This is a genomic window from Massilia sp. BGA-UO-ETr-WB1, from assembly GCF_059567845.1.
On record NZ_JCAQOT010000027.1, the window covers coordinates 700,968 to 714,008 of the forward strand.

8 protein-coding genes are annotated in these 13,041 nt (G+C 66.3%); 4 read left to right on the top strand and 4 right to left on the bottom strand.

Annotated elements, in window-relative coordinates:
- Positions 1–138 precede the first annotated feature (138 nt).
- From kaiC to AC56DV_RS30050, 3 genes are read left to right on the top strand one after another with little or no spacing between them, the layout of a single operon-like run.
- A complete protein-coding gene (kaiC, locus tag AC56DV_RS30040) occupies positions 139–1,869 on the top strand; it encodes a circadian clock protein KaiC (protein ID WP_496317865.1) in 1,731 nt (576 codons plus the stop codon).
- A 6-nt stretch (positions 1,870–1,875) separates the two neighbouring features.
- Positions 1,876–2,157 carry a circadian clock KaiB family protein gene (locus AC56DV_RS30045; RefSeq protein WP_496317866.1) on the top strand — a complete coding sequence of 94 codons (282 nt, stop codon included), beginning with the start codon at positions 1,876–1,878 and terminating at the stop codon, positions 2,155–2,157.
- A 34-nt stretch (positions 2,158–2,191) separates the two neighbouring features.
- The gene (locus tag AC56DV_RS30050; RefSeq protein WP_496317867.1) at positions 2,192–4,837 is read left to right on the top strand and encodes an EAL domain-containing protein; all 2,646 of its coding nucleotides are present in this window, start codon (positions 2,192–2,194) and stop codon (positions 4,835–4,837) included.
- Between the two features lie 85 nt (positions 4,838–4,922).
- On the opposite strand, the gene AC56DV_RS30055 is transcribed toward AC56DV_RS30050, so the two are convergent.
- From AC56DV_RS30055 to AC56DV_RS30070, 4 genes are all read right to left on the bottom strand, one after another.
- Positions 4,923–6,680 carry a sensor domain-containing phosphodiesterase gene (locus AC56DV_RS30055; RefSeq protein WP_496317868.1) on the bottom strand — a complete coding sequence of 586 codons (1,758 nt, stop codon included), beginning with the start codon at positions 6,678–6,680 and terminating at the stop codon, positions 4,923–4,925.
- 97 nt (positions 6,681–6,777) lie between these two features.
- Positions 6,778–7,995 carry an ABC transporter substrate-binding protein gene (locus AC56DV_RS30060; RefSeq protein ID WP_496317869.1) on the bottom strand — a complete coding sequence of 406 codons (1,218 nt, stop codon included), beginning with the start codon at positions 7,993–7,995 and terminating at the stop codon, positions 6,778–6,780.
- 115 nt (positions 7,996–8,110) lie between these two features.
- Positions 8,111–9,919 carry an AI-2E family transporter gene (locus AC56DV_RS30065; protein WP_496317870.1) on the bottom strand — a complete coding sequence of 603 codons (1,809 nt, stop codon included), beginning with the start codon at positions 9,917–9,919 and terminating at the stop codon, positions 8,111–8,113.
- 15 nt (positions 9,920–9,934) lie between these two features.
- The gene (locus tag AC56DV_RS30070; RefSeq protein ID WP_496317871.1) at positions 9,935–11,158 is read right to left on the bottom strand and encodes a D-amino acid dehydrogenase; all 1,224 of its coding nucleotides are present in this window, start codon (positions 11,156–11,158) and stop codon (positions 9,935–9,937) included.
- 152 nt (positions 11,159–11,310) lie between these two features.
- Here AC56DV_RS30070 and AC56DV_RS30075 point away from each other — a divergent pair, with 152 nt between their 5' ends.
- A complete protein-coding gene (locus AC56DV_RS30075; RefSeq protein ID WP_496317872.1) occupies positions 11,311–13,002 on the top strand; it encodes a ShlB/FhaC/HecB family hemolysin secretion/activation protein in 1,692 nt (563 codons plus the stop codon).
- Positions 13,003–13,041 lie beyond the last annotated feature (39 nt).

Sequence of the window (13,041 nt, forward strand, 5' to 3'; positions counted from 1 at the left end):
GCATGCTACACTGGATTTGCAGCTTGCCGGCAATCGGGTATTGCCAGCCGGCTTCAATTCCACCCTTAGTTCCCTCCTGTTTGCGCAAGTTTCACTTTGCGCTTGCCGATTCCTGTTCCCGCACATAGGCCCCCGACCATGAAGCAAGCATCGACTGCGCCATTGCAGGGATATTCAAAGGCGCTCACAGGCATTGTCGGCCTGAATGAAATGACCGGAGGCGGCATGCCGAGGGGGCGAACGACGCTGCTCGCCGGCGGTCCCGGATCGGGCAAGACTATCCTTGCGCTGCAATTTCTGGTGCATGGCGCCCGCGAGTGCGGCGAGCCGGGAATCTTTGTCGCGTTCGAGGAGACCTCGGAGCGCATCATCGCCAACGCCAGTGGATTCGGGTGGGATCTCCCCGCGTTGCAGGAACAGCAGGCGGTGTATTTTCTCGACGCGCAGCCCGCGCCGGACCTGGTGCTGTCCGGCGCCTTCGATCTGAGCGGCATGCTGGCGGCCCTGGAATGCCAGGCCGGGGCGATGGGGTCGAAACGCATCGTCATCGACGCGCTGGACATTGTGCTGGCGTTGCTGCCCGACGCCATGTCCAAACGGCGTGAAATCTACCGCCTGCACGATTGGCTGCTGCGGCACGAAATGACCGCCATTATCACCGCCAAGACCGGCCACGGGGCCGACAGCCTGATGCCGCAATCGTTCGGTTTCATGCAGTTCATGGTGGATTGCTCCATCGTACTGAACCATCGCGTTGTGCTTGGTGTTTCCCAACGCAATCTGCGTGTCCAGAAATACCGCGGCTCGGCGTTCGACGAAAACGAATCGCCGTTCCTGATCAGCAAGAAGGGCTTCGAGGTGGCCGTCGCGCGCACGCTGGGCCACGTGGACGCGAACGTGACCAATGAACGGGTTTCCAGCGGTATCGAACGGCTTAACACCATGCTGGGCGGCGGATATTACCGGGGGGCGAGCGTGCTCATTACCGGCTTCCCGGGCACCGCCAAGACCACGCTGAGCGGCGCGTTCGCGGAGGCGGCCTGCCGGCGCGGCGAGCGCACCATGTTCATCAGCTTCGATTCGGACGGGGCGGAGGTGGTGCGCAACCTGGCCTCGGTCGGCATCGCGCTCGAGGCCTACGTCAAGAGCGGCTGCCTGAGCATGATATCGGCGCGCACCATCACCGGTAGCGCCGAGACTTACCTGGTGCGCATCAAGATGCTGGCGCAGGAGCACGGCGCGCGCTGCCTCGTGATTGACCCGGTCTCGACCCTGTCCAAATCGGGCAATGAGCTGACCGCGCACAGTGTGGCCGAACGGCTGATCGATTGGTCCAAGGCGCAGGGCATCACGCTGGTGTGCACCAGCTTGCTCGACGAGATGGCGAGCCAGTCCGAGGGCGGTTCGCCGCTGCAGATCTCGACGCTGGCCGATACGTGGATACACCTCAATTACCTGGTCCAGGCGGGCGAGCGCAACCGCGGCATGTCCATCATCAAGTCGCGCGGCACAGCGCACTCGAACCAGGTGCGCGAACTGATCCTCAGCGACGCGGGCGTGACCCTGGCCGACACTTACAGCGCCGGCGGCGAGGTGCTGATGGGCACCTTGCGGTGGGAAAAGGAAAGCGCCGAGCGGGTTGCCGCGGAACTGGCCGAAGTGGCCGCCCAGCTCAAGAAGGTCCAGCTGGACGCCGAGGAGGCGGAGCTGGAAGTGCGCCTCAAGTCGGTGCAGACCGAGCTGGTCGCCAAGCAGGTCGAGAAGGCGCTGCTGGTGCGTACCGTCGAAAGCCGGGAACGCGAGGCCGCGCGCGGGCGCAGCCGGATGGCGGAACTGCGCGGCGCGGACCTCAGCATGGTGGCGAAGTAGAACAATATGGATGGTTCCTTCATATACAAATTTCGCCTTTACGTGGCGGGCGACGCGCAGAATTCCCTGCAGGCGCGGGCCAACCTGCAAGCGCTGTGCGACACCCATTTGGCGCAGTGCTACGAGATCGAAGTGATCGACGTTTTCCGCGAACAGATGCGCGCGCTGGAGGACGGCGTTTTCATGACTCCGACCCTGCTCAAACTGGAGCCGCCCGCCGTGCGCAGGATCGTGGGCACCCTGAACCAGACGGACGACGTGCTGCTCGCGCTCGGCCTGCGGCCCTGACAGGCCGCGCGCGCGTAAAGGGAGAACCGCCGCCATGGAAGTGACGAAACTGATCGCCACGCTGCAGGAGAGCGTGGAGCGGCTGGAACAGCTTACCGGCGGTGAGATCGATTCGATCATGGACCGGCAGGGCCGGCCGTTTCTGCTGCGGCGCGCGCAGGAGCAGATGCGCCTGAACGAGGCCTCGCGCCAGAACGCCATGCTCAACGCGCTGCCCGCGCATATCGCGATGATCGGTCCGGACGGCGTCATCATGTCCGTCAACGACGCCTGGGAGTGCGGCGGCGCGCCGCAGGCGGTGCAGGCGCCCGGGCACGCCGTGGGCGAGAATTATCTGCGCCTGTGCGAGCAGGCCAGCGGCGAGGACGCGGCCGAGGCCGGGCCGATTGCGGCCGGCATCCGCGCCGTGCTGTCCGGGGCCCTGGCGCGCTATTCCACCCAGTACGCTTGCCAGGCGGACGGTCAGCCGGTCTGGTTCCTCCTGACCGTCTCGCCTTTGGGCGCGGAATACCGTCATGGCGCGGTGGTGATGCATATGAACATTACCGAGCAAAAGAACGGCGAGGAGGATTTGCGCCGCTTCCGCACGGCGATGGATTTCACCGCCGACGGCATCTTTCTGCTCAGCCGCAAGAGCATGCGCTTTGTCGAAGTTAACGACACGGCCTGTTTCATGAGCGGATACAGCCGCGAGGAACTGATGCACCTGGGGCCGGCCGACATTAGCGCCGGGCATCCGGCCGAACTCGAAGCGCTTTATGATGACCTCATCGCCAAAGGCACCAATGAAAGCGCGCTGGCGCGCGTACACCGCAAGGACGATTCGTGGGTGCACGTGGAAATTCACCGGCAGGCGCTGCGTTCGGGCGCCGACTGGATCATCGTCGCCGTGCTGCGCGACATCACCGAACGCACGCACGCCGAGCACCGCCTGCGGCACCAGGCGCATCACGACGGCCTGACCGGCTTGCCCAACCGCACGCTCTTCTACGAGATCCTCGACAAGATGCTGGTGCAGGCGGCGCGCAACGGCTGGATGCTCGCGGTCCTGTTTCTCGACCTGGACAACTTCAAGAACGTCAACGACACGCTGGGCCATTCCTGCGGCGACGAGCTCCTGGTCCAGTTCAGCGAGCGCCTGTCGCACTGCGTGCGCGTGCGCGACACGATCGGACGCCTGGGCGGCGACGAGTTCGCATTGATTATCTTGATGCCGGATGGCCATAACACCGCCGCTACCGTTGCCAACCATATCCGCGAGGTGCTGCGTCCTGCCTTCATGCTTGGCGGGCATGAAGTGAGCGTGACGGCCAGCATCGGCATTACCATGCACCCGAATGACGCGGCCACCCCCGAAGATCTGATCAAGTACGCCGACACGGCGATGTACCGTGCCAAACGTTCCGGCCGCGACACGTTCCGCTTCTTTACCGCGCAGATGAACGTCGAGCTGCTGGCCAGGCTGGAGCTCGAGATCGCCCTGCGCAAGGCGCTGGAGAACGGCGAGTTCATCTTGCACTATCAGCCCAAGGTGGAGGCGGTCAACGGCCGCATCGTCGGGCTGGAGGCCCTGTTGCGCTGGCAGCGCCCGGGCCACGGCCTGGTGCCGCCGCATGTTTTCATCGGGGTGCTGGAAGAAACCGGCCTGGTGGTGGCGGTCGGGCGCTGGGTGATCGACGCCGCATGCCGCCAGATCGGCGCTTGGCTGCGCTGCGAGATCGGCCCGGTGAGCGTCTCGGTCAACGTCGCCGGGCGGCAGCTGGCCGAGGGCGACCTGGGGGCCGATGTGATCGCGGCGCTGCAAACACACGACGTGCCGCCGGACTTGCTCGAACTGGAACTGACCGAGAGTTCGCTGATGGCCAATACGGAACGGACCATCGCCGTCCTGAAGAATTTGAAGCGGCTGGGTGTGCAGATATCGATCGACGACTTCGGCACGGGCTATTCGAGCCTGGCCTACCTGCGCCGCTTCCCGATCGACAAATTGAAGATCGACATCGCCTTCATCCGCGAAGTGACAAGCAATCCGGACGACGCCGCCATCGTGCTGGCCATACTGGGCATGGCGCACAGTTTGAAGCTCGGCGTGATCGCCGAAGGGGTCGAGACGGTTGCCCAGCTGGCGTTTCTGCGGCGTCATCATTGCGACGAGATCCAGGGCTACTTATTCAGCCGTCCGTTGCCGGTGGCGGAGCTGGAGCTGCTGCTGTTGCGGGGGGTGCGCTTGGAGTTGCCTGCGGCGAACGTGCTGCAAAAGACGCTGCTGCTGATCGACGACGATCCCGGTGTGCTGTCGTCGCTGCGGCGCTTGCTGCGCCTGGACGGCTACCGCCTGCTCTCGGCAGGATCGGCGGAAGAAGGTTTCGACCTGCTGGCCAGGCACGAAGTCCAGGTGGTACTGTGCGACCAGCGCATGCCGAACATGAGCGGCACGGTATTTCTGGACCGCGTGAAGGAAATGTACCCGGACATCTTCCGCATCCTCCTGACCGGCTATACCAACCTGGAATCGATCGTGCAGGCGGTCAACCGGGGGGCGATCTACCGTTTCTACACCAAGCCATGGGAGAACAAGGTCCTGCGCGCCGACTTGCGCGCCGCTTTCCGCCACTACAGCCTGTTGCATGACGTATCGCTGGCGGACCACGACCACGCCGATGCCGGCACGGCGGCATGATTTCCCTGGCCGCAAGCGCCGCCGTCGCCGCGGTACAGGCGCCGCGCGCAGCGGACCCGCCCCAGGGGACCCGCTCGCGCTCGGGCTACACCGCGTGCTGCCGTATGTGCTCGATGAAGCCTTCCGCCGCCAGCGGCCTGGCGAAGTAGTAGCCCTGGGCCACGTGGCAGCCCCAGCTCCGTATCAGTTCCAGCGATTCCGCCGTCTCCACGCCTTCGGCCACCACCTGATAGTCGAGTTCGCCCGCCAGCGCGATCAGCGAGCGGACAATGCGCTGGTCGCGCGCGTTGGTATGCACGTTGCGTATCAGGGACTGGTCCACCTTGACCACCGAGGCCGGCACGTTCTGCAGATAGGAGAAATTGCTGTAGCCGGTGCCGAAGTCGTCCAGCGCCAGGCTCATGCCGCTGGCGCGGATGTCGTGCATGGCCTTTAGTATGCTGGCGCTTTCCATCCACGTGCCCTCCGTGCATTCGATCTCCACGTAGCGCGGCTCCAGTCCGAACTCGCGGCAGGCATCCACCAGGCGCGCGCAGATATCCGGCTCGTCGAAATTGTAGGCGGAGAGGTTGATGGCGATCTTGATGCGGTGGCCTTGCCGGTGCCAGTCCGCCGTCTGCCGGATGGCGGTGCGGATGACCCAGTTGGTCAGCGGACCGATCAGCGCGGTTTTTTCTATCAGCGGGATGAACTCGGCCGGCGACACGAAGCCCAGTTCGGGATGCTGCCAGCGCAGCAGCGCCTCCGCCGACTGGCATGTTCCGCTGCGCACATCATGCTTGGGCTGGTACACCAGCTGGAACGCGTCCCCGGCCAGGCCCTGGTGCACGCTGTTGAGCAGCCGGAAAGCGCGCTGCTGGCTGGCATCCGAGTGCGGATCGTACACGCTCCAGCGCTGGCGCGAGATCAGCGCCTGGTTGACGGCCGCCGTGGCCTTGCGCGGCGCGTCCGTGGAAGACTGCGGGCACAGCTTGACCTGCACGATGCCGCCAAAGCTGACCAGGTTGAGCGGGAGGTTCAGCCCCAGCAGCGGCTCCTGTAGCGCCGCGTCCAGGCTGTGCACGAAGTCGACAAACCCGGCCGTGCCGCCGTCCGTCGAGAGCAGGGCGAAGCGCGTGTCGGTGACGTGGTACAGGCTGGCGCGGGCGCGGAACAAGCCGGACAGCCGGCGCGCCACGCTGCGGATCAGGTCGTCGTACACCGAAATGCCGAGCACGCTGGCAATCTCGAACGCCTTGGCCGCGTCCGGCATGTCGATATACAGCAGCACCCGCTCTTCGCCTTCGGCCACCGCGCATTGCTCCTTCAGGTCGGCCTCGAGCTGGAATTTGTTGGGGATGCCGCTGAGCGCATCCACATGGCCGACGGCGCGCCGCAATTCGATGTGCGACATGACCAGCGACGCCAGCCCTTGCAGCTTGCTGCGCTGGGCCTGGTCCAGCTGGCGCGGCGCCTGGTCGATCACGCACAAGGCGCCGATGGCAAAACCGTCGCGCGTCAGCATCGGGGCGCCGGCGTAGAAGCGGATCTTGTCCGGGCCCGTCACCATGGGATTGTCGCGGAAGCGCGGATCGTCGTGCGTGTCCTCGATCACCAGCACGTCGGTGGCCTGGATGGTGTGGGTGCAGAACGAATGCTCGCGCGAATCGCCCGGCGTGCAAAAGCCGGTGCTGGCCTTGAGCCACTGGCGGTCGCGGTCGATCAGCGAAATGAAGGCGCCGGGGACGCCGAAGATGCTCATGGCCAGCTGCGTCACGCCGTCGAAGTAGGTACTGGTCTGGCTGTCCAGGATGCCCAGGCTTTCCAGTGCGGCGACGCGTTCCGCGTCGGAATGCCGTGTCATCGTTTTTTGTGCGTCGGTCGTCATGGCTATGCGCAATATAAGTTTCTCTGCCTATATGATATAGCTTGATGCGATCGGGCGCTCTCATCCTTCTGACTTATGGCGGGCTTTCAGGAATGCTTGGCTTGAGACGGGACTTCTCGATGTGGTTGACTACTTGGTCCGTGTCGTGCGGGGCTTTTAGAAACTGGCGCAGGCCTGCGAAAACCGGCTCCACCAGTTCCGCCTTGGCATCCCGGTCGAAGAAATAGGTCAGCCCTGCGGCGCCGGCCAGGATGCTGCTGGTGGCTTCCCCCAGCAAGACGGAAGACGGGGCGGTGCCGGCCTGCGCCGGCAGGGTCTGGTCGGCATCGGCGATGTAGCGCAGCGCGCCGCTTTCGGCCAGGAAGGTGAGAAAGCGTTTGCGGGCGCCCGGATTGGCGCCGCCGGCCGGCAGGACCAGCACGTCGAGCGGGGCTTCTTCGTAGGCGGGCATGGCCGGAGAGTAATTCGGAAAAGCGAAGAAGCCCATGTCGGCGGCGACCGCCTCCGGGAACCTGGCGGCGACGAAGCTCCCCATCAGCATCATGCCGGCGTGATGGCGGTACAAATAGGGCAGCACGTGGTTCGGTTCCTGGTCCATCGTCGCCTCCAGGAAGTAGCCCTTGCGCAGCAGGTCGCCCCAGACATCGAACACCTGGCGCACCCGGGCGTCGGTGAAGCGCGCGTTGCCGCGCAGCAGCTTGCGGTGAAAGTCGATGCCGTTGATGCGCAAGTTCAGGTAATCGAACCAGCCGGCCGCCGGCCAGCCGCTCCTGGCGCCCACCGCCAGCGGCGTCACGCCGGCGGCCTTCAGCCGTTCACACACCTGCAGGAATTCGCTCCAGGTGGCTGGCGGCCGCAGGTCGAGCCGGTCGAACAGGGACTTGCGGTAGACAAAGCCCCACACATAGTAATACAGCGGAAAGCCGTACACCTCGCCGTCGATGCGGGTGCCTTCTATCGTGGCTGGATGGAACTTCTGTTTCTTCAGCAGCGCCACGGTGTCCGCGTCGAGCGGGGCCAGCAGCTTGTTCTCGGCGGCGTCGCGCAGGCGCTCGCCCGCGTACCAGAACGCCAGGTCGGCCTTGCCCGTCCGCAGGCGGGCGGTGAAGTCGCGCTTGTACTGTTCCTGGGGGAAGCCGTTGTGGGTGATGCGGATGTCGGGATTGGCGGCGGCGAACTGGTTGATGGTGCGTATCCAGGCGATACGCTGGGGCGCGTTGGAGACCACGTAGTCGATCGCCAGCCGCTCGGCGGCGTGAACGGCGGGCAGTGCGAGCGCTGAGAACAGCAAGCCGGCCGCCAGCCGGCATTTGGCACGCGCGTTGAATCGGAAAATGAACGGTGAAGCAGCATGCATGACTGAAGTTTGTGCGCGGAGGTGGCGCATGTCAACTGCAGTGCCGGGTTTACGTGTGGGCTCCCGCGAACGCGCGCGCCTGCTCGAACGATTGCAGCACCAGGTCCACCGCCGCCTCCACCTCGGCCGCCCGCGCGAGCTTGCCATCCAGCGGCAGCCGGATGGTCACGATGCTGGCCTCGGGCAATCCCGCGCGCAAGCCGGCCGCCGCCTCCAGCCATGCGTCGATGCCGGTTTCGTCGGGGTAGGGCAGGATCGCGGCCGAGACCAGGTAGGCCTTGTCCTCGCCCGGGTGCTCTCCTGGCCGGTTCAGCACCACGCTGCGGGCATCGGCGCCGCCGTCGCTCAAGGCCCGCACCAGCAGTTCGGTCAGGAAGTCTTCGCGGTCCGAGCCCAGTCCGGCGCACAGGATCACCGAGTGCGCCGGCACATCCAGCGATCCCTGCCACTGGCCGGAGCGGGCCTGCCGCAGCTTGCGCAGGTGGGCGCCGACATTGGTGTCGAGCAGCGGCACGGGGCGGCGCCGGCCCTGCGCGCCCGCGCCCGGCGCGGTCAGCGCCTCGGTGGCTTCGGCAATGGCCTTGCGCAGCCGGTCCAGCTGCGCGTCGTCGATGCTGCCGGTCTGGATGTCGGGCATGGCCAGCGCCAGGGCGGGGATCAACACCCGGTCGCAATAGGCCGCCAGGCTGCTGCGCTTCAGGCTGGCCTGGCCGTCGCGCACGATGGCGCCGATATCGCCGGCCAGCGCGCGCTGGTAGAAGCGCTGGGCGGCGCTCACGCTGGGCGCCGCGCCCAGCAACGTGGTGAGCGGCGCCAGCGCCGGCACATGGCGTCCGGCCACCACCAGGCACAGGGTCAGCGGGGTGGACAGGATCAGGCCGACCGGCCCCCACAGCGCGCCCCAGAACAGCGCGGCCACGATCACGGCCAGCGGCGACAAGCCCGAGCTATGGCCGTATACCCGCGGTTCGACCAGGTAGGCGACCAGCAGTTCCAGCACCAGGAACAGGGCCATGCACCACAGGGCCAGCGCCCAGCCGGGGTCCACGGCGGCGGAAAACAGGCCGATGGCCGCACCCGCGATCAGCATGCCCAGGTAGGGAACGAAGCGCAGGATGCCGCTCAGCGCGCCCCACAGCACCGCATGCGGCACTTGCAGCGCCCACAGGCTGGCGGTGACGGCCAGCGCGAACGAGATGTTGACCACCACCTGCGCAAAGAAGAAGCGCGAGATGCCTTGGCCGGCGTCGACCAGCGTCTGCACAGTGCGGCTGAGGCTGGCATTGCCCGCCAGCCGGATCAGGCGGTCCTGCAGCGATTCGTGTTCCAGTGAAATGAAGATGAACAGCACCAGCACGATCCCGGCCTGGCCGATCGGCCCCCATACCTGGGACAGCAGGCGTGTCACCGTGTCCCGCACGCCGGGCCGCGCCAGCGGCGGCGCCGTTGTTGCCGCGGCCGGCGGCTTGCCGGCAGCGTCCGGGGCTGCCGCGATGGCGCCGGCACCGTCCGTGCCCTGCAGCCGCGCCTCGAGCGCGACGAAAGGCCGTTCCGCCAATCCCCGCAGCTGCTCGGCTTTCACCTGCAGCGCCTGCTTGTAGCGCGGCAGGTCGGCCGTCAGGTCGGACAGCTGGAACACCAGCGCGCCGGCCAGGCCGGCCAGGCAGACGGCGGCGAGGATCACGGTTGCCAGCGTGGCCGGTACCTGGCCCAGGCCGAGGCGGGCAAAGCGCCGCGTCAGCGGGGCCAGCGCGATGCTGAGGATGGCGGCCAGCGCCAGTGCCTGGAACACGTCGCGGCCGAAATACAGCACGGCCAGCACGCAGGTGCCTGAAATGATGTGAAGCGCTTTGAACATGCGTCGTTTATGGGCTTATGGCCGGCGGCCGGCTGCGTGCAGCACGGCATCGGCCACGGCATCTGCGGTCACGGCGGCCAGGGTCCAGCCCAGGTGGCCGTGCCCGGTGTTATAGAACACGCCTGGGGCGCGCCCGCGTCCCACCCGGGGCATCATGTCGGGCATGGTCGGCCGCAGCCCGGCCCAGGGCACCACCGAGCGCGTGTTGACGTTGGGGAAGCAGCGCTCCACCCAGTCCACCAGCGGACGGATGCGGTCGGCGCGGATGTCGCGGTTCATGCCGTTGAATTCGGCCGTGCCGGCAATGCGCAGGCGGTCCTGTCCGAGGCGGCTGGCCACCAGCTTGGTGGCGTCGTCGAGCAGGCTCACGCGCGGCGCGCCCAGCTGGCTTTCCGGTGTGGCGAGGTTGACGGTAATGGAATAGCCTTTCACCGGGTACACGTTCACATGGTCGCCCAGCATCGCGCCGAAGCGGCGGCTGGCGGTGCCGGCGCAGATGACGACGCCGTCGTAGCGCTCAGGCTCGTGCGCGCCGACAGTGATGCCCGGGCCGCTTTTGCCGCCGATGCCGAGGCTGTCGATGGCGCGCCCGTACACGCAGCGCACGCCCAGGCGTTCGCTGGCCGCCGCCATCCCGACCGTGAATTTATGGATGTCGCCGCTGGCGTCGCTTTCGGTGTAGAAGCCGCCGTAGTAGTTGCCGGCCAGCGTGGGCTCGATGGCCCGCATCTCCGCCGGCGTGACTGCGCGCCGTTCCAGCCCGCCTTGCGCCAACAGGCGCGTCACCTGCGCCGCGTGCTCGAAACCGGCCTTGTCGTGGTAGATGTGCAGGATGCCCTTGCGTTCCAGATCGAACTCGATGTGCTCGGCGGCAGCCCACGCGTACAGGTGCCGGCGCGCCGCCACGGCGAGGCGGGCGGTTTCTATCGTGTTGCTGCGGTAGCTGGGAATGGCGCGGACAAATTCGGCGAACCAGGACAGCTGGTGCCAGCTCGCCGCCGGACGCACCAGCAGGGGCGCGTCCCGGCGCCACATCCATTTCAGCCCTTTCACCACCGTGGACCAATGGTTCCAGGCTTCGGCGTTCGAGGCCGACAGCTGGCCGCCATTGGCGAACGAGGTTTCCATGGCGGGGTAGCGATGGCGTTCATACAAGGTGACGTCCAGGCCGCGCTTGGCCAGGGCATAGGCGGTGGTGACGCCGGTAATGCCGCCGCCGATGACTGCGATTGTCTTCATGGGTTATGCATGTTACACGATCCCGCTAAGCGGCGCCTGGCAGATTGTTAATTAACTTGCAAATTAAAAGTTATAAATTAGAATATATATTCGTTGCCTCGTGGAAATCATCTGTATACAATTCGCAATTTGAAATTTCCGCAAGGCAATACATGCAGTATGCAAGCAAGGGTTGGTACGGCGTATTGCTGCTGTCCGGCCTGGTTCATCAGACCGCCCATGGGCAGACGCCGGCGGAGATCGCAGCACGGCAAATCCAGCGTCAGCAGCAGCGTGAACAGGCACAGCAGGCCGAGGAGCAGCGGCCCGGCGTGCGGCTGCCGCGCGAGCCGGTCAAGGCCGCCGACGCCTACCCCCTGAACGAAACGCCGTGCTTCCCGATCCGCCATATCGCACTGCAGGGCGACCAGGCGGCGCGGTTTTCCTGGGCGCTGGGCGCGGCGGACGGCGCCGTCGGCCTGTGCCTGGGCAGCGCCGGCGTGAACGCCGTGCTGACCAAAGTGCAGAACGCGCTGATTGCGGCCGGCTATGTGACCACACGCGTGCTGGCCGCGCCGCAGGACCTGCGCGGCGGCGAGCTGCGCCTGGTGCTGGTGCCTGGCCGCATCCGCGCGGTGCGCTTCGCCGAGCCTGCGGCCGGCGGCGGCAACGCGCGCGCTTCGTGGCGCACCGCGCTGCCGGCGGCGCCCGGCGACATCCTGAACCTGCGCGCCATCGAACAGGCGCTGGAGAATTTCAAGCGCGTGCCGACGGCGGAAGCCGACATTGAAATCGTTCCGGGCGAGCAGCCGGGCGAAAGCGATCTGGTGATCAAGTGGCGGCAGGCGCTGCCTGTACGCCTGAGCCTGTCCGCCGACGACAGCGGCAGCAAGTCCACCGGCAAATACCAGGGCGGCGCCACCGTGTCGCTGGACAACCTGCTGGGCTGGAACGAGCTGGCCTACTTCAGCGTGAACCGCAACCTGGCGGCGCCCGGCGGCGAGCATGGCACCCGCAACTACGCGCTGCATTATTCGATGCCGGCGGGCTACTGGCTGCTGTCGCTGAACGCCAGCCGTTACCGCTACTACCAGGCAATTGCCGGCGCCAACCAGACTTACGTCTACAGCGGCACCAGCGGCAATGCCGACGTGAAACTGGCGCGGGTGCTGTACCGCGATGCATCCCGCAAGACCAGCGCGTCCGTGCGCCTGTACCAGCGCCGCAGCAACAACTATATCGACGATACCGAAGTGCAGGTGCAGCGCCGCCAGATGGGCGGGCATGAGCTGGGTCTGTCGCACAAGGAGTACCTCGGCAACGCCACGCTGGACGCCAACCTGCTGTACAAGCGCGGTTCGCACTTGTTCGGCACTTTGCCGGCGCCCGAAGAAGAGTTCAACGACGGCACCTCGCGGCCCGCCATCCTCAATGCCGACGCCACGTTGAGCGTGCCGTTCACGCTGCGCGCGGCCAGGCTGCAGTACCAGGTGAACTGGCGCGCGCAGTGGAACCGCTCCACGCTGATCCCGCAGGACCGTTTCGCCATCGGCGGCCGCTACACCGTGCGCGGTTTCGACGGCGAAACCAGCCTGTCTGCCGAGCGCGGCTGGCTGTGGCGCAATGAGCTGAGCTGGGCTGTGCGCGACAGCGATCAGCTGTACCTGGGCCTGGACTATGGCCGGGTGGCGGGTCCGCATACGGTGCTGCTGGCGGGCACCAGCCTGGCCGGCGGCGGGCTGGGCTGGCGCGGCCAGCTGGGCCGCACCCAGATCGACCTGTTCATCGGACGGCCGATACGCAAGCCCGAACACTTCCGCGCCGCATCCCACAGCGGCAGCTTCAGCCTCAATTACCAGTATTAACTTTTTACGCCGGCCCCATCCCCGCCGGCGGAAGGACCA